This window comes from Janthinobacterium sp. EB271-G4-3-2 (genome assembly GCF_020858035.1).
Taxonomy (GTDB): domain Bacteria; phylum Pseudomonadota; class Gammaproteobacteria; order Burkholderiales; family Burkholderiaceae_D; genus Janthinobacterium; species Janthinobacterium aestuarii.
Genome location: NZ_JACYMG010000020.1, coordinates 1 through 17,468 on the forward strand (window position 1 = coordinate 1; position 17,468 = coordinate 17,468).

Annotated in this window: 12 protein-coding genes, 1 tRNA gene and 1 pseudogene; 12 read left to right on the top strand and 2 right to left on the bottom strand. The window is 57.7% G+C overall.

The features are described from left to right. From IGS55_RS27030 to IGS55_RS27085, 12 genes and pseudogenes are all read left to right on the top strand, one after another. A pseudogene (locus tag IGS55_RS27030) lies at window positions 1-105 on the top strand (elongation factor Tu); the annotation flags it as partial. A gap of 66 nt (window positions 106-171) precedes the next feature. Beyond that, window positions 172-247: transfer RNA gene (locus IGS55_RS27035), tRNA-Trp, on the top strand. A gap of 32 nt (window positions 248-279) precedes the next feature. Continuing rightward, a complete protein-coding gene (gene secE / locus IGS55_RS27040; RefSeq protein ID WP_010394308.1) occupies window positions 280-663 on the top strand; it encodes a preprotein translocase subunit SecE in 384 nt (127 codons plus the stop codon). Then, a complete protein-coding gene (gene nusG, locus IGS55_RS27045) occupies window positions 663-1,289 on the top strand; it encodes a transcription termination/antitermination protein NusG (RefSeq protein ID WP_034753130.1) in 627 nt (208 codons plus the stop codon). The genes secE and nusG overlap by 1 nt, the downstream gene beginning before the upstream one ends. A 116-nt stretch (window positions 1,290-1,405) precedes the next feature. After that, a complete protein-coding gene (gene rplK / locus IGS55_RS27050; protein ID WP_034783246.1) occupies window positions 1,406-1,840 on the top strand; it encodes a 50S ribosomal protein L11 in 435 nt (144 codons plus the stop codon). Beyond that, window positions 1,840-2,535, top strand: a complete 696-nt coding sequence (rplA, locus tag IGS55_RS27055; RefSeq protein WP_034753134.1) for a 50S ribosomal protein L1 — start codon at window positions 1,840-1,842, stop codon at window positions 2,533-2,535. Before rplK ends, rplA begins: the two co-directional genes overlap by 1 nt. A 320-nt stretch (window positions 2,536-2,855) precedes the next feature. Next, window positions 2,856-3,395, top strand: coding sequence for a 50S ribosomal protein L10 (gene rplJ / locus IGS55_RS27060; protein ID WP_034753621.1), 540 nt, complete (start codon window positions 2,856-2,858; stop codon window positions 3,393-3,395). 67 nt (window positions 3,396-3,462) lie between these two features. After that, complete coding sequence (gene rplL / locus IGS55_RS27065; protein WP_128141044.1) at window positions 3,463-3,834, top strand: 50S ribosomal protein L7/L12; 372 nt, start codon at window positions 3,463-3,465, stop codon at window positions 3,832-3,834. 244 nt (window positions 3,835-4,078) lie between these two features. Continuing rightward, the gene (gene rpoB / locus IGS55_RS27070; protein ID WP_230519291.1) at window positions 4,079-8,185 is read left to right on the top strand and encodes a DNA-directed RNA polymerase subunit beta; all 4,107 of its coding nucleotides are present in this window, start codon (window positions 4,079-4,081) and stop codon (window positions 8,183-8,185) included. Between the two features lie 109 nt (window positions 8,186-8,294). Continuing rightward, window positions 8,295-12,536, top strand: coding sequence for a DNA-directed RNA polymerase subunit beta' (rpoC, locus tag IGS55_RS27075; RefSeq protein WP_034753138.1), 4,242 nt, complete (start codon window positions 8,295-8,297; stop codon window positions 12,534-12,536). Between the two features lie 1,028 nt (window positions 12,537-13,564). Then, entirely contained in the window at window positions 13,565-14,197 is a 633-nt protein-coding gene (locus tag IGS55_RS27080; protein WP_230537309.1) for an ArsR family transcriptional regulator, read from the top strand. Window positions 14,198-14,273: 76 nt separating this feature from the next. Beyond that, entirely contained in the window at window positions 14,274-15,113 is an 840-nt protein-coding gene (locus tag IGS55_RS27085) for an HDOD domain-containing protein (RefSeq protein ID WP_230519322.1), read from the top strand. A gap of 58 nt (window positions 15,114-15,171) precedes the next feature. On the opposite strand, the gene IGS55_RS27090 is transcribed toward IGS55_RS27085, so the two are convergent. Both IGS55_RS27090 and IGS55_RS27095 read right to left on the bottom strand, forming a co-directional pair. After that, window positions 15,172-16,347 (bottom strand): zinc-dependent alcohol dehydrogenase, encoded by a 1,176-nt coding sequence (locus IGS55_RS27090; protein WP_230519293.1) that lies wholly within the window; start codon window positions 16,345-16,347, stop codon window positions 15,172-15,174. Continuing rightward, the gene (locus IGS55_RS27095) at window positions 16,344-17,444 is read right to left on the bottom strand and encodes an SRPBCC family protein (RefSeq protein ID WP_230519294.1); all 1,101 of its coding nucleotides are present in this window, start codon (window positions 17,442-17,444) and stop codon (window positions 16,344-16,346) included. Before IGS55_RS27095 ends, IGS55_RS27090 begins: the two co-directional genes overlap by 4 nt. Window positions 17,445-17,468 lie beyond the last annotated feature (24 nt).

Sequence of the window (17,468 nt, forward strand, 5' to 3'; positions counted from 1 at the left end):
GTCAAGCTGATCAACCCGATCGCGATGGAAGAAGGTCTGCGCTTCGCTATCCGTGAAGGCGGCCGTACCGTCGGCGCCGGCGTGGTTGCAAAAATCCTCGCATAAGGAAATGTTATGCTTCCACCCGGGGCGTCCTGGGTGGTAGAATAGCACTCCTCGAAAGTTTTACGTAGGGACGTAGCTCAATTGGCAGAGCGTCGGTCTCCAAAACCGAAGGTTGGGGGTTCGATGCCCTCCGTCCCTGCCACCGTCAAGGTGCAGGGCACCGAAAGTAGAAAAATGTCAAATCAATCCGTGCAAACCGTTAGCACGTCGAGTGACAAGATAAAAGTCGCGCTGGCAATAGTAGCTGCGATTGCAGGAGTAGTCGGGTTTTATTACCTGGCAGGCCAACCAGCTCTGGTGCGTGCAAGCGCGCTTGTGGCTGGTTTGGTTATTGCTGTTGCGCTCTTGTATGTCTCGACGACCGGCCGTGAATTTCTCAATTTCGCCAAAGAAGCTGTGCGCGAAACCAAGAAAGTCGTTTGGCCTACCCGCAAAGAAGCCACGCAGATTACCGCGATCGTGTTTGCCTTTGTGCTGGTCATGGCGATTTTCCTGTGGGGCACGGATAAATTGCTCGAGTTTTTGTTGTATGACGTAATTCTGGGTTGGAAAAAATAATGAGCGAAAATGTGCATGATGAAGCGGCGGACGAGTCCGTTCCGGGCGACGCTCCGGTAGCGGACACTGGTGCAGCGCTGAGCGTGCCAGTGAGCAGCAAGCGCTGGTATGTCGTGCATGCTTATTCCGGCATGGAAAAAAGCGTCATGCGCGCACTGACCGAGCGCATCGAGCGCGCGGGCATGCAAGACCAGTTCGGCCAGATCCTGGTGCCGATCGAAGAAGTTGTCGAAGTCAAGAATGGTGTGAAGTCCGTCACCGAACGTCGTTTCTATCCTGGCTATGTGCTGGTTGAAATGGAAATGACGGACGAGAGCTGGCATTTGGTCAAGAACACCAGCAAGGTTACCGGTTTCATTGGTGGCAAGTCGAACAAGCCGACGCCGATCTCCGCGCGCGAAATCGATGGCATCATGAAGCAGATGCAGGAAGGTGTTGAAAAGCCCCGTCCAAAAACCTTGTACGAAGTGGGCGAGCAAGTCCGCATCAAGGATGGCCCGTTCACCGACTTCAACGGCAATGTCGAAGAAGTCAACTACGAGAAATCCAAAGTACGCGTCTCGGTCACCATTTTCGGCCGCGCTACCCCGGTGGAACTCGAATTCGGCCAGGTCGAAAAAGTTTAAGTCTGTCTCAAGCGCCACCAGGAGCGTTGCGGTAGTAACAGCAAAATCCGGTCAGAGGAGCCCCGCCAGGGTAGGATCGGCGGGGCGCTACTACTCAATCCAAGATAGGAGCCATCATGGCAAAGAAAATCATTGGTTTTATCAAGCTGCAAGTGCCAGCTGGTAAAGCAAACCCATCCCCACCAATCGGTCCAGCTCTGGGTCAACGCGGTCTGAACATCATGGAATTCTGCAAAGCGTTCAACGCGCAGACCCAAGGTATGGAGCCAGGCATGCCGATTCCAGTCGTGATCACCGCGTTTGCGGACAAGTCCTTCACGTTCGTGATGAAGACGCCTCCAGCAACCTACCTGATCAAAAAAGCTGCTGCGATCACCAAAGGTTCGCCGAAGCCACATACCGACAAAGTCGGTACGCTGACCCGCGCACAAGCTGAAGAAATCGCTAAATTGAAAACCCCTGATCTGACCGCTGCCGACATGGATGCTGCTGTACGCACCATCGCTGGTTCCGCTCGTTCGATTGGTATCACGGTGGAAGGTGTTGTATAATGGCTAAGTTATCCAAACGTATCAAGGCTTTGAAAGCCAAAGTCGACCGTACCAAAGTGTACGCTTTCGACAACGCTGTCGCTCTGATCAAAGAGTGCGCAACGGCCAAGTTCAATGAATCGATCGACGTATCGGTACAACTGGGTGTTGATCCTAAGAAATCCGACCAAGTGGTGCGCGGCTCCGTCGTGCTGCCAGCTGGTACCGGCAAAACCGTACGCGTGGCAGTATTCGCGTCGGGCGAAAAAGCGGAAGCTGCCAAAGCAGCTGGCGCCGACATCGTTGGTATGGAAGACCTGGCTGAGCAGATCAAAGCTGGCGACATGCCTTTCGACATCGTTATCGCTTCGCCAGATACCATGCGTATCGTTGGTACCCTGGGTCAGATCCTGGGCCCACGCGGCATGATGCCTAACCCGAAAGTTGGCACTGTTACTCCTGACGTCGCTACCGCCGTGAAAAACGCGAAAGCCGGTCAAGTTCAGTACCGTACCGACAAATCCGGTATCATCCACGCTACCATCGGCCGTAAATCGTTCGCTGACGCAGATCTGAAATCGAATCTGGTCGCACTGATCGACGCACTGAACAAAGCCAAGCCAGCATCGAGCAAAGGCGTGTACCTGCGCAAAGTTTCGCTGTCGTCGACCATGGGCGCTGGCGTCCGTGTTGACCAGGCTAGCCTGGCAGCTTAAGTAACAGAATCAAGTCCTGTAGCGCCTTCGGGCGCTGCGGGCGCATCTTTGGGCTGTCTGCCCGGTGTTCGCACCAGGCAGGCAGACAATCAAAGACCGTTGGGCCGACTGCGATCGCACATGCAGAAGGTTAATAGGCTTGCCGGCAACGACAAGTGCCCAACGCAGATGGTGTACCCGAACAAGTTTTGTAGTCCTCATGCTGCGTGAATTCATCCGCTCAGTTTAGTACTTCTTGACTTCGGACGCCGTGTTCGAACCGATGCAAGGCGCTCAACCACTCGGTTGTGATCGCTGAACATCATTTAAGGAGGTTGACCGTGAGTCTCAATCTGAATGACAAAAAGGCCGTCGTCGCCGAAGTTTCCGCACAAGTAGCTAATGCGCAAACGATCGTCGTGGCCGAATATCGTGGCATCCAGGTTGGTCACTTGACGCAACTGCGTGCTAAAGCGCGTGCCCAAGGCGTGTACCTGCGTGTGTTGAAAAACACTCTGGCTCGTCGCTCCGTTGAAGGTACCGCATTCGCCAGCCTGGCAGATGCCATGACCGGCCCGTTGATCTACTCGATCTCGGCCGATGCCGTTGCAGCAGCTAAAGTCATCGCTGACTTCGCTAAAACCAACGACAAACTGGTCATCAAAGCAGGTAACTACGCAGGCAAGCCGCTGGATACAGCTGCTGTCACCGCGTTGGCGAGCATTCCTAGCCGTGAAGTCCTCATTTCGCAGTTGTTGGGCGTTATGCTGGCTCCGGTTTCGGGCTTTGCACGTGGTCTGGCTGCCCTGGCAGCGAAAAAAGGCGAAGGCGCCGAAGCTCCTGCAGAAGCAGCAGCAGAAGAAGCCCCAGCAGCCGCTTAATTGCGCGCGCTTTTTTCTCTCAGTACCAATCTGATGTAACTAACGTAATAAATTTAGGAGTTTCAAAATGGCAATTAGCAAAGACGATATCCTGGAAGCAGTTAGCGCCATGTCCGTAATGGACCTGAACGACCTGGTTAAAGCATTCGAAGAAAAATTCGGCGTGTCCGCAGCAGCGATGGCTTCGGCCGGTCCTGCAGCAGGCCCAGCAGCAGCTGCTGAAGAGCAAACCGAGTTCAACGTTGTGCTGGACACCTTCGGCGCAAACAAAGTTGGCGTCATTAAAGCAGTTCGCGAAATCACCGGCCTGGGCTTGAAAGAAGCTAAAGACCTGGTCGATGGCGCACCAAAAACTGTGAAAGAAGCAGTGTCGAAAGCTGACGCTGAAGCTGCAGTGAAGAAACTGATTGAAGCCGGCGCAACCGCTTCGATGAAGTAATATCTGTACCGGCGGCAGTTAGCGCCCGAGTCAAAGTCTGAGGTTTCCCCTCGCAAGGGGGGAAATCCGACTTTGGCTCCTTTGTCGTCTGCATCGTATTTGTCACGTAGTTGTAGCAGCAGTTTTTATTCGATTCAAGCCGGAAAGCAGAGCCTTGAGGTTTCGTCTGTGTCACACGCAGCGGTGCAAACGAACACTTGCAAAACCTGAATTTTCTATCCTTTCTGTCACTCACGGAGTGTCCATGCACTACTCATTTACTGAGAAGAAACGCATTCGCAAATCATTCGCGAAGCGCGCCAACGTTCACCACGTTCCGTTCCTGCTGGCGACCCAGCTCGAGTCTTATCATAGCTTCTTGCAAGAGGACATAGCACCGTCCGGCCGCAAGAATGATGGCCTGCAGTCGGCTTTCACTTCGATTTTCCCTATCGTTTCGCACAATGGTTTTGCGCGTCTCGAATTCTTGTCGTACGTTCTGGGCGATCCTGCCTTTGACGTCAAAGAATGTCAACAACGTGGCCTGACGTTCGCGTCGCCGCTGCGCGCGAAAGTGCGCCTGGTGATCCTGGACAAGGAATCGCCAACCAAGCCCGTCGTCAAAGAGATGAAGGAACAGGAGGTCTACATGGGCGAATTGCCGCTCATGACGACCACCGGTTCGTTCGTCATCAACGGCACGGAGCGGGTTATCGTTTCCCAGCTGCACCGTTCGCCTGGCGTGTTCTTCGAGCATGACCGCGGCAAGACCCACTCGTCCGGTAAACTGCTGTTCTCCGCACGTATCATTCCTTACCGCGGTTCGTGGCTGGACTTCGAGTTCGACCCGAAAGACATCCTGTTCTTCCGCGTCGACCGCCGCCGCAAGATGCCAGTAACGATCCTGCTCAAAGCCATCGGCATGTCGCACGAGCAAATCCTGGCGAACTTCTTCGTCTTCGACAACTTCAATCTGCGCTCCGAAGGCGCGGAGATGGAATTCGTCTCCGAGCGTCTGCGCGGCGAAGTGGCGCGTTTCGACATCGTCGACAAGTCGGGCAAGACCCTGGTGCTGAAAGACAAGCGTATCAACGCGAAACACGTGCGTGATATCGAAGCTGCCGGCATCAAGCACATTTCCGTACCGGAAGACTACCTGCTGGGCCGCGTATTGGCGAAAAATATCGTCGATGGCGACACCGGTGAAGTCGTCGCTTCCGCGAACGATGAGCTGACCGAAGATCTGTTGGGCCGCCTGCGCGATGCCAACATTTCCGAAATCCAGACCTTGTACACGAACGACCTGGATCAGGGCGCCTACATCTCGCAAACCCTGCGTATCGACGACACCGCCGACCAGATGGCTGCGAAAGTGGCGATCTACCGCATGATGCGTCCAGGCGAGCCGCCAACGGAAGACTCCGTTGAAGCGCTGTTCAATGGCCTGTTCTACAACTCGGACCGCTACGACCTGTCGGCCGTGGGCCGCATGAAGTTCAACCGCCGCATTGGCCGCGATGAACTGACCGGCGCCATGACCCTGTCGAACGAAGACGTGCTGGCCGTGATCAAGATCCTGGTGGAACTGCGCAATGGCCGCGGCGAAGTCGACGATATCGATCACCTGGGTAACCGTCGCGTGCGTTGCGTGGGCGAACTGGCCGAGAATCAATTCCGCGCCGGTCTGGTGCGTGTTGAGCGCGCCGTCAAGGAACGCCTCGGCCAAGCCGAAGCGGACAACCTGATGCCGCACGACCTGATCAACTCGAAGCCGATTTCGGCTGCGATTCGCGAGTTTTTCGGTTCGTCCCAGCTGTCGCAGTTCATGGACCAAACCAATCCTCTGTCGGAAATTACCCACAAGCGCCGCGTATCGGCTCTGGGACCCGGCGGTCTGACACGCGAACGCGCCGGCTTTGAAGTGCGCGACGTGCATCCGACCCACTACGGCCGCGTCTGCCCGATCGAGACACCGGAAGGTCCGAACATTGGTCTGATCAACTCGCTGGCGTTGTATGCCCGCCTGAATGAATACGGCTTCCTGGAAACCCCGTACCGCAAGGTCGAAGGCTCCAAGATTACCGATCAGATCGACTACCTGTCCGCCATCGAAGAAGGCCGCTACATCATCGCTCAGGCGAATGCGACCATCAACGACGCCGGCATGCTGTCCGATGAACTGGTTTCGGCCCGTGAAGCCGGCGAAACCATCCTGGTCTCCCCGGAGCGCATCCAGTACATGGACGTGGCGCCAGGCCAGATCGTTTCCGTCGCTGCCTCGCTGATTCCGTTCCTCGAACACGATGATGCGAACCGTGCATTGATGGGCGCCAACATGCAACGCCAGGCCGTGCCTTGCTTGCGTCCGGAAAAAGCGCTGGTCGGTACCGGTATCGAACGCACCGTTGCGGTCGACTCGGGCACCACCGTGCAAGCGCTGCGTGGCGGTATCGTCGATTACATCGATGCGGGCCGTGTCGTGATTCGCGTCAATGATGACGAAGCGACCGCTGGTGAAGTGGGCGTCGACATCTACAACCTGATCAAGTACACCCGTTCGAACCAGAACACCAACATCAACCAGCGTCCTATCGTGCAAGTGGGCGACCGTGTTGCCAAGCGCGACGTGATCGCCGACGGCGCATCGACCGACCTGGGTGAATTGGCGCTGGGCCAGAACATGACCGTGGCCTTCATGCCATGGAATGGTCTGAACTTCGAAGATTCGATCCTGATCTCGGAAAACGTCGTCAAGGACGACCGCTACACCTCGATTCACATCGAAGAGTTGTCGGTGGTGGCCCGTGACACGAAACTGGGCGCGGAAGAAATTACGCGCGACATCTCGAACCTGGCTGAAAACCAGCTGGCACGTCTGGATGAGTCCGGTATCGTCTACATCGGCGCTGAAGTCCAAGCGGGCGACACCCTGGTTGGTAAAGTGACGCCGAAGGGCGAAACCCAGCTGACCCCGGAAGAGAAGCTGTTGCGCGCGATTTTCGGCGAAAAAGCCTCGGACGTGAAAGATACGTCGTTGCGCGTGCCTTCGGGCATGATCGGTACCGTGATCGACGTGCAAGTCTTCACCCGTGAAGGCATCGTGCGCGACAAGCGTGCCCAGCAAATTATCGATGACGAACTGAAACGCTTCCGTCTGGATCTGAACGACCAGATGCGTATCGTCGAAGGCGATGCCTTCCAGCGTCTGGAAAAAATGCTGATCGGCAAAGTTGTCAACGGCGGCCCTAAAAAGCTGGCCAAAGGCGCCAAGATCACCAAGGACTACCTGGCCGATCTGGACAAATACCACTGGTTCGACATCCGCCCTGCGGACGACGATGCAGCGGTAGCGCTGGAAGCGATCAAGGAATCGATCAACGAGAAGCGTCACCAGTTCGATCTGGCCTTCGAAGAGAAGCGCAAGAAACTGACGCAAGGCGATGAGCTGCAACCAGGCGTGCAAAAAATGGTCAAGGTGTACCTGGCCGTGAAACGCCGCCTGCAGTCGGGCGACAAGATGGCAGGTCGCCACGGTAACAAGGGTGTGGTTTCCCGTATTGTTCCTGTGGAAGACATGCCATACATGGCCGACGGCACGCCAGCCGACGTTGTGCTGAACCCGCTGGGCGTTCCTTCGCGGATGAACGTTGGTCAGATTCTCGAGACGCACTTGGGCTGGGCTGCCAAGGGTCTGGGTATCCGCATCGGCGAAATGCTGAAGGCGCAAACCAAGGTCGATCAAGTGCGCAAGTACCTGACGACGATCTACAACGACAACGGCCGCGCGGAAGATCTGAACGACTTCGACGACGAAGAGATCATGAAGCTGGCGGAAAACCTGAAAAAAGGTGTTCCATTCGCCACGCCAGTGTTCGACGGCGCCAATGAAGAAGAGATCCGCCGCATGCTGGACCTGGCGTATCCGGACGACATCGCCAAGAACCTGGGCATGACCGCTTCGAAAAACCAGGTGACCATGTATGACGGTCGCACCGGTGAAGCGTTCGAGCGCAAGGTCACTGTCGGCGTCATGCACATGCTGAAACTGCATCACTTGGTCGATGACAAGATGCATGCGCGTTCGACCGGTCCTTACTCGCTGGTCACGCAACAGCCGCTGGGTGGTAAAGCCCAGTTCGGTGGTCAGCGTTTCGGTGAGATGGAAGTCTGGGCACTGGAAGCGTATGGCGCGTCGTATGTCTTGCAAGAGATGTTGACGGTCAAGTCCGATGACGTGAATGGCCGTACCAAAGTGTACGAGAACCTCGTCAAGGGCGACCACGTGATCGACGCCGGCATGCCGGAATCGTTCAACGTGCTGGTCAAGGAAATCCGTTCGCTCGGTATCGATATCGACCTCGAACGCAACTAAACGACAGCACCCTGTCATTTGGTTTGGGAAACACAAAGCCCGGCTGGGAAACCACGCCGGGCAATGTAGTCTCAGGAATATAGAAATTTAATCACCTCTGGAGTGATACATGAAAGCACTGCTCGATCTATTCAAGCAAGTACAGACCAACGAGACCTTCGATGCAATCAAGATCGGTCTCGCTTCGCCTGAGAAAATCCGTTCGTGGTCCTACGGCGAAGTCAAGAAGCCGGAAACCATCAACTACCGTACCTTCAAGCCTGAGCGCGACGGCCTGTTCTGCGCCAAGATCTTTGGCCCGATCAAGGATTACGAATGCCTGTGCGGCAAGTACAAGCGCCTGAAACACCGCGGCGTGATCTGCGAAAAGTGCGGCGTCGAAGTTACCCTGGCCAAAGTGCGCCGCGAGCGCATGGGCCACATCGAGCTGGCCTCGCCGACCGCGCACATCTGGTTCCTGAAATCGCTGCCGTCGCGTCTGGGCATGGTCCTGGACATGACCCTGCGGGACATCGAACGCGTGCTGTACTTTGAAGCATACGTCGTGACCGATCCAGGCATGACCCCGCTGAAAAAGTGCCAGATCATGTCGGAAGACGACTACGCCGCCAAGTACGAAGAGTACGGCGACGACTTCACCGCCTTCATGGGCGCCGAAGGTATCCGTGAACTGCTGCGCTCGATCGACATCCACCGCGATGCCGAAACCCTGCGCGTGGAACTGAAGGAATCGAAATCCGAAGCCAAGATCAAGAAATACGCGAAGCGCCTGAAAGTGCTGGAAGCGTTCCAACGTTCGGGCATCAAGCCTGACTGGATGATCATGGAAGTGCTGCCAGTGCTGCCGCCGGAACTGCGTCCGCTGGTACCGCTGGACGGTGGCCGTTTCGCGACCTCGGATCTGAACGATCTGTATCGCCGCGTCATCAACCGTAACAACCGTCTGAAACGCCTGATGGAGCTGCGCGCTCCAGAGATCATCACGCGCAACGAAAAGCGCATGCTGCAAGAAGCGGTCGATTCGCTGCTGGACAACGGCCGTCGCGGCAAAGCGATGACCGGCGCCAACAAGCGTCCGCTGAAATCGCTGGCAGAGATGATCAAGGGCAAGGGCGGCCGTTTCCGTCAAAACTTGCTGGGCAAACGCGTCGATTATTCCGGTCGTTCGGTCATCGTCGTGGGTCCGCAATTGAAACTGCATCAGTGCGGCTTGCCGAAACTGATGGCGCTGGAACTGTTCAAGCCATTCATTTTCAATAAACTGGAACTGATGGGTCTGGCTACCACGATCAAGGCCGCCAAAAAGCTGGTCGAGATTCAAGAGCCGGTCGTGTGGGACATCCTGGAAGACGTGATCCGTGAACATCCGATCATGTTGAACCGCGCACCGACCTTGCACCGTCTGGGTATCCAGGCGTTCGAGCCAGTCCTGATTGAAGGCAAGGCCATCCAGCTGCACCCGCTCGTCTGCGCCGCATTCAACGCCGACTTTGACGGTGACCAAATGGCGGTCCACGTTCCTCTGTCGATCGAAGCGCAGATGGAAGCACGCACCCTGATGCTGGCATCGAACAACATCCTGTTCCCATCGAACGGCGAACCATCGATCGTTCCTTCCCAGGATATCGTGTTGGGTCTGTACTACGCGACCCGCGAAGCGATCAATGCGAAGAACGAAGGGATGATGTTCCCTGACGTGTCGGAAGTGATCCGCGCCTACGACAACAAGGAAGTCGAACTGACGACCCGCGTCACCGTGCGTATTACCGAATACCCGAAAAACGCCGAAACGGGCGAATTCGAGAAAACGGTAACGCGTTACGAAACGACGATCGGCCGTGCGATCCTGTCGGAAATTCTGCCAAAAGGCCTGCCGTTCTCCGTCCTGAACCGCGCGCTGAAAAAGAAAGAAATTTCCAAGCTGATCAACACGTCGTTCCGCAAGTGCGGCCTGCGCGCCACCGTGGTGTTCGCAGACAAACTGATGCAATCGGGTTTCCGCCTGGCGACACGCGCCGGTATCTCGATCTGCGTCGACGACATGCTGGTACCGCCTCAAAAAGTCACTTTGATCGCGACGGCCGAATCGGAAGTCAAGCAGATCGAACAGCAATACGCCTCGGGTCTCGTGACCGCCGGCGAGCGTTACAACAAGGTAGTCGATATCTGGGGCAAAACCTCGGATGAAGTCGGCAAGGCCATGATGGACCAGCTCAAAGTCGAAGACGTGATCCGCCGCGACGGCACCAAGTCGACGCAAGAATCGTTCAACGCCATTTACATGATGGCCGACTCCGGCGCGCGCGGTTCCGCAGCCCAGATTCGCCAGTTGGCCGGTATGCGTGGTCTGATGGCCAAACCGGATGGCTCGATTATCGAAACGCCGATTACCGCGAACTTCCGCGAAGGTCTGAACGTTTTGCAGTACTTCATTTCGACCCACGGCGCGCGTAAAGGTCTGGCCGATACGGCGCTGAAAACGGCTAACTCCGGTTACCTGACGCGTCGTCTGGTTGACGTGACGCAAGACTTGGTGGTGATCGAAGACGATTGCGGCACCATGAACGGCGCCGTCATGAAGGCACTGGTCGAAGGTGGTGAAGTCATCGAACCGTTGCGTGACCGTATCCTCGGCCGCGTGGTGGTGCATGACGTCGTCAATCCTGAAACCCAGGAAACGCTGTACGAAGCCGGCACCTTGATGGATGAAGACATGGTCGAAGAGATCGAGCGTCTGTCCATCGATGAAGTCAAGGTCCGTACGCCACTGACTTGCGACACGCGCTTCGGCCTGTGCGCCAAGTGCTATGGCCGCGACCTGGGCCGCGGCATGCTGGTCAACGCCGGCGAAGCCGTCGGTGTCGTGGCAGCGCAGTCGATTGGTGAGCCTGGTACCCAGCTGACCATGCGTACGTTCCACATTGGTGGTGCGGCATCGCGTGCGGCAGTGGCATCGTCGGTGGAAGCCAAGTCGAACGGTACCATCCGCTTCACGGCAACCATGCGTTACGTGACGAACGGCAAGGGCGCGCAAATCGTCATTTCCCGTTCCGGCGAAGTGCTGATTACCGACGACCATGGCCGTGAGCGTGAGCGTCATAAAGTACCGTACGGTGCGACCCTGATCGTCAAGGACGGCATGGTCATCAAGGCCGGTACGGCCCTGGCAACGTGGGATCCGCTGACCCGTCCGATCATTACCGAATACGCCGGTCAAGTGCGTTTCGAGAACGTCGAAGAAGGCGTTACCGTTGCCCGTCAGGTCGACGAAGTGACCGGTCTGTCCACCCTGGTGGCGATCGATGCGAAGCGTCGCGGTTCGTTGACCAAAACGTTGCGTCCGCAAGTCAAGCTGATCAACGACGCGAACGAAGAAGTCAAGATCGCCGGCACCGAACACTCGGTGGCGATCGGCTTCCAGGTCGGCGCGCTGATCATGGTCAAGGACGGTCAACAGGTATCGGTTGGTGAAGTGCTGGCACGTATTCCTACCGAATCGCAAAAAACGCGCGATATTACCGGTGGTCTGCCACGCGTTGCCGAACTGTTCGAAGCGCGCTCGCCGAAAGATGCCGGTATGCTGGCGGAAGTCACGGGTACGGTTGCGTTCGGTAAAGAAACCAAGGGCAAGCAGCGTCTGGAAATCACGGACATGGACGGCAACAAGCATGAGTTCTTGATCACCAAGGACAAACAAGTGCTGGTGCATGACGGCCAAGTCGTGAACAAGGGCGAGATGATCGTGGACGGCCCGGCCGATCCGCAAGACATCCTGCGCCTGCTGGGTATCGAAGCGCTGGCACGTTACATCGTTGACGAAGTGCAAGACGTGTACCGTCTGCAAGGCGTGAAGATCAATGACAAGCACATCGAAGTGATCGTGCGTCAGATGCTGCGCCGTGTTCAGATCGTCAATGCCGGCGACACCAACTACATCGTTGGCGAGCAGGTAGAGCGTTCGGAACTGCTGGACGAGAACGATCGCATGGCCGTTGAGAACAAGATTCCAGCGACCTACGAAAACGTCTTGCTGGGTATTACCAAGGCATCGCTGTCGACCGATTCGTTCATCTCGGCCGCATCGTTCCAGGAAACCACCCGCGTGCTGACCGAAGCGGCGATCATGGGCAAGCGCGATGGTCTGCGCGGCCTGAAAGAGAACGTCATCGTCGGCCGCCTGATTCCTGGCGGTACGGGCCTGGCCTTCCACCGCGCACGCAAAGAGAAAGAAGCGTGGGAAGTGGAAGAGCGTCAAGCGCTGCTGCTGGCCGAGAAAGCCTCGATGGCTGGCGAAGCTGCAGAAGCGTTGCAGGATATCGAGACTCAGCAACACCACGGCGACGAAGCGTAATCTGCGCTGCTAGCTGACAAGAACGGCACCTTCGGGTGCCGTTTTTTATGGCCGTTACTGCGGCCTTCCACCGCACAGGCAAGGAGAAGGCAGTGTGGGAAGTGGAAGAGCGCCAAGCGCTGCTGCTGACCGATAAAGCCCCCTTGGCCGGTGAAACTACCGAAGATTTGCTGACCATCGTAACCCGGTAACACCACGGCGACGAAGCGTAATCTGCGCTGCTAGCTGACAAGAACGGCACCTTCGGGTGCCGTTTTTTTATGGCCGTTACTGCGGCCGTCCACCGCACAGGCAAGGAGAAGGCAGTGTGGGAAGTGGAAGAGCGCCAAGCGCTGCTGCTGACCGATAAAGCCCCCTTGGCCGGTGAAACTACCGAAGATTTGCTGACCATCGTAACCCGGTAACACCACGGCGACGAAGCGTAATCTGCGCTGCTAACTGCAAGAACGGCACCTTCGGGTGCCGTTTTTTTATGCTTTGCACATTAATGAATACACGCTCGCATGCAAACAGATTGGAGTGCGAAAAATCGTCATCATTTATGCGATGCATTGAAAAGGGCGCGATCATCGGATGTTGCCTATTCGTGCTTGGTATTTCTATTGGCAGGATAAGTAAATGGAGAATGAATTAAGTATTGAAACTCCTGCAGAGCCATGTTGCTATTGACAGCTGAGATTGAAAATCAGATCCATATGCAGGTATTTGATCCCGCTTGGTTTGTGAATAAATATGGCCGAGTTACTGTTATGTCGGGCATGCTTGAATTGATGGGCTAAACCAGGAGATACCGTTGCGTCAGACCGGTGGTTGCGGTGGACCGCGATATCCAGCCGGCGCGCCAGCGAATCTGAAGTGAGCGCTCACAAAGAATGTGGCTGCGAACTGCCTGCCGCTGTGTCATTGTCATTCGTTGCGCATGGGCTCGTCCAATTACCGGTGACGGCGCAACACGGCGTTGTTGTGGGGGCAAGCCCTATTGTCTACGCCACGCCAGTTTCCAGTTTATTCATGCTAAGATTTGGCGCATGATTGCCCAAGCCCTGTTTACTCCCGCCCAGCAGAAACTGCTGGGTTTGCTCTTTGTCCGCGTGAATGAAGGCTTTCACTTGAACGAGATCATGCGCTTGACGGGTCTGGGCAGCGCGTCGGCGCAGCGGGAACTGCGCCGGCTGCATGAGGCCGGCCTGATCACGGCGGAGCGGATCGGCAATGTGCGGCGCTTCTGGCCCAACAAGGAAAGCCTCGTGTATCCGGAGTTAAGCGGGCTGGTGCAGAAAACCTTCGGCATCGTCGGCGTGCTCAGCATGACCTTGGCGCCCTTGCGTGCCCAGCTGCACCTGGCATTCGTGTCGGGCGCCACGGCGAAGGGACAGGATATGCCCGGCAGCGCCATCGACTTGCTGCTGGTGGGTGAAGAAGCCAATTATGGCGATCTGTTGACGGGATTGGCCCCGGCCGAGCGAACCTTACGGCGTAAAATCAATCCCAACCTATATACGCTGGCCGATTATCGCCGGCGGCTACGTGAAGGTCAGCCATTTCTGCTGCAGGTATTACAGCAGCCGAAGTTGTTTGTCATCGGTGATGAATCGCTATTGCATGCGCTGGCATTGCCGGATTCTTCATTACAAACGAATGACATGCCATCTGTATTCTAAAGGCCGGGCCTGGCATTCAATTTCTGATGCATGAAATTGTTGGCCAGAATAATATCTGAGGCGGATTGATCGTATGATGAATAAACTACAGGCTTTCGGTTTAATTGTTTCCCAGGCGGTGCGCGGTGAATTAACGTTTCCCACGAGCGTTAATTCCGCACTGCAATTGCAATTGGCTCTGGCTGAACCGGACTGCCATATCGACCATGCGATCAAGCTGGTATTGGGCGAGCCCTTGCTGGCGGCGCGCACGGTCGCGCTGGCCAACTCGGCCGTTTACAGCCGCGGCGATGCGGCGCCCGTGACCAGCGTGCGCGCCGCCGTCATGCGCATGGGCTACCGCAATCTGTACGCGCTGGTGGCGGCCATGGTGGTGCGCCAGTTCGGCAGCAAGATCATCGATCCCGTCCTGCGCCAGAAGGCGGCCCAGCTGTGGGAACATACTGCCCACGTGGCGGCGCTGGCGCACGTGCTTGCCCGCCGCGTGACGCACGTCGATGCCGACACGGCGCTGTTCGCCGGCATCGTGCACGAGGTGGGTGGTTTTTACCTGTTGTCGCGCGCCGACGAATTTCCCGGCCTGCTCGACGACGATGCGGATCACTGGATGGAATCCGCCGAAGAAATCATTTCCCGTGAAGTCATGAAGAAGCTCTTGATCCCGCTGGCCGTGAGCGAAGCCATCGAAGGCTTGCGCGATGGCTTGCTGTCGATTCCGCCCGACTCCCTGCTCGACACCTTGTTGTTGGCCAAGCAGCTGTCGCCCGTGCAGTCGCCGTTGCAGGTGACCTATGTGGAAATGCTCACGCCTTCCGATTCCGTCATCGATTTCATTATCGATAACGAGACCCTGCAAAGCATCCTCGCCGAATCGGCCGAGGAAGTGCGCTCGATGAGTGCCGCGCTGCTCGTCTGAGCTCGTCCGAGATCAGCGCATTGTTCGTCTGGCCCTGCCGCGCTGCCTGCCAGCGCCGTCAGGGGCCTGGATGCAGCACGACCTTGATGCATTGCTCCTGTTTCTTTTGGAAGATTTCGTAGCCGTGCGGCGCTTCGTCCAGGGTCAAGTGGTGGGAAATGATGGCGCCGGGATCGAGTTCGCCCCGTTGTATCCTTTCCAGCAGCGGCTGCATGTAGCGCTGCACGTGCGTTTGCCCCGTCTTGATGGTCAATGAACGGTTCATGATGGAGCCGAACGGGATCTTGTCGCTGAAGCCGCCATACGCGCCCGGTACCGAAACGACGCCGCCGTTGCGGCACGCCATCAAGGCTTCGCGCAGGGCCGTGGGACGGTCCGATTCCAGTTTCATGGTCTGCTTGAGGCGGTCGTAGATATAGCTGACGCCGGAACCGTGGGCTTCCATGCCGACGGCATCGATGCAGGCATCGGGACCCCGTCCTCCCGTCATTTCCCGCAGGGCGTCGGGCACGTCCACGGCATCGAAATGCAGGGTTTCCGCACCGGACAGTTCGCGCGCCATGCGCAGGCGTTCCGGGTAATGGTCGATGGCGATGACGCGCTCGGCGCCGAGCAGGAAGGCGCTCTGGATGGCGAATTGCCCCACGGGGCCGCAGCCCCATACGGCCACCACCTGGCCTGGCGTGATGGCGCAGGCTTCGGCCGCCATGTAGCCGGTCGGCAGTATGTCCGAAAGGAATAGTACCTGTTCATCCTTGAGCTCGTCCGGTACCTTGATGGGGCCGACGTCGGCAAACGGCACGCGCACATATTCGGCCTGGCCGCCCGCGTAGCCGCCCGTCAGATGGGAATAGCCAAAGATGCCCGCGCCCGAATGGCCCCACATCTTTTCCGCCATATAGGCGTTGGGATTGGAGTTCTCGCACACCGAGTACAGCTGCTGCTCGCAAAAGAAGCAGCGTCCGCAGGCAATGGGAAATGGCACCACCACCCGTTCTCCCACCTTGCGCTTGCGCACAGCGGAACCCACCTCCACCACCTCGCCCATGAACTCATGGCCGAGGATATCGCCTTGCTCCATGGTGGGCACGACGCCATTGTAGAGGTGCAAGTCGGAGCCGCAGATGGCCGTGGAAGTGACTTTGATGATGGCGTCGCCGGGATTGAGGATGGCCGGATCGGGCACCTGTTCGATTCGTACGTCGCGCTTGCCGTGCCAGCAATTGGCCTTCATGACACACCTCCGTTTGCTTGCGGTCGAGGGGAAGATGCCGTGCCGCCAGCCTTGTGCAGCAAGCGCGTCTTGAAGCTGCGCTTGCCCGACGGCTGGCCCTCGGTGGTGCTGACCTCGCCCGTTTCCATCCACTGCTTGAAGCGGCGCAAGGTGGTCTCGATCTTGTAGGCGGGCGCCTGGCTGAACAGGCCGGTCACGGCCGTGCCCACCTTGCCGGCCGGCGCCTGCATGTGCAGTTGCATGGTGACCACGGTGCCGCGCCCGTCCGGTGCGGGCGACAGTTCCAGCGCCCCCGTTTCCGCATGGTTTTCCGCCGCGCGCCAGCGCATGCCCTGGCCCGGACGCTCTTGCGTCAGTTCGCCTATCCACACGCCTTCGACGCTGTGCCAGCGCGAGCGGCGCGCGTCGATTATCTGCACCGACTGCAAGCCCGGCATGAAGCGGGGCAGGTTTTCCAGGTCGCGCCAGGCGCGGTAGCAATCGTCGGCGGAACGGTTGACGATGACGCTCTTTTGCAGCGCCAGCCCCTCTTCGCCGGGCGCGGGCAATTCGCTCAGCTTGCGCGGCGCCAGTTGTGCGCTGGCGATATAGTCGATGGCCGTCACGCCTGCCACCACGGCTGCCGTCGCCGCCAGGCGTGTGCGCGCATTGCGCCGGCTGGCCATGGCCACGCCCAGCAGCGACAGGTCCATGGCGTCGCCGGCGATGCGCGACCAGCGCCATGCCGGCCGGGTTTCTCCGCGCAGCAAGGCCACGCCGCAAGCCATTTCGCGCAGGCCGATGGCGCGTATCCAGACAGACGAGACGCCGCGCAGGCCGCTGGCCCGCGCCAGTCCGCGCGGCGCCACCAGCTGGGCCAGGCCCAGGCCGATGCTGAGCCAGCCAAGTGCCGTGATCAGGCCATGGTTGCCGTGCGCGGTATCGTCGGGAATATGCCGTTGCAGCCGTCCATCGGCCTGGCCGCGCGCGCTCGTGTAGTGAAGAATGGCGTCGTGCCCATTCCCGGACGAGCCGGATGTTTCCGCTGGCATTTCTGACTGCTGCCGCCATGTTGGCGGACGCGCCGTGGCGCCATCGCTGATGTCTTCGTTTTGCATGCTGCCTCCCTTCTGAGTATGGGA

Coding starts and splice junctions, on each gene's coding strand:
- secE (WP_010394308.1), top strand. CDS start 280: ATGTCAAATCAATCCGTGCAAACCGTTAGCACGTCGAGTGACAAGATA.
- nusG (WP_034753130.1), top strand. CDS start 663: ATGAGCGAAAATGTGCATGATGAAGCGGCGGACGAGTCCGTTCCGGGC.
- rplK (WP_034783246.1), top strand. CDS start 1,406: ATGGCAAAGAAAATCATTGGTTTTATCAAGCTGCAAGTGCCAGCTGGT.
- rplA (WP_034753134.1), top strand. CDS start 1,840: ATGGCTAAGTTATCCAAACGTATCAAGGCTTTGAAAGCCAAAGTCGAC.
- rplL (WP_128141044.1), top strand. CDS start 3,463: ATGGCAATTAGCAAAGACGATATCCTGGAAGCAGTTAGCGCCATGTCC.
- rpoB (WP_230519291.1), top strand. CDS start 4,079: ATGCACTACTCATTTACTGAGAAGAAACGCATTCGCAAATCATTCGCG.
- rpoC (WP_034753138.1), top strand. CDS start 8,295: ATGAAAGCACTGCTCGATCTATTCAAGCAAGTACAGACCAACGAGACC.
- IGS55_RS27080 (WP_230537309.1), top strand. CDS start 13,565: ATGATTGCCCAAGCCCTGTTTACTCCCGCCCAGCAGAAACTGCTGGGT.
- IGS55_RS27085 (WP_230519322.1), top strand. CDS start 14,274: ATGAATAAACTACAGGCTTTCGGTTTAATTGTTTCCCAGGCGGTGCGC.
- IGS55_RS27090 (WP_230519293.1), bottom strand. CDS start 16,347: ATGAAGGCCAATTGCTGGCACGGCAAGCGCGACGTACGAATCGAACAG.
- IGS55_RS27095 (WP_230519294.1), bottom strand. CDS start 17,444: ATGCAAAACGAAGACATCAGCGATGGCGCCACGGCGCGTCCGCCAACA.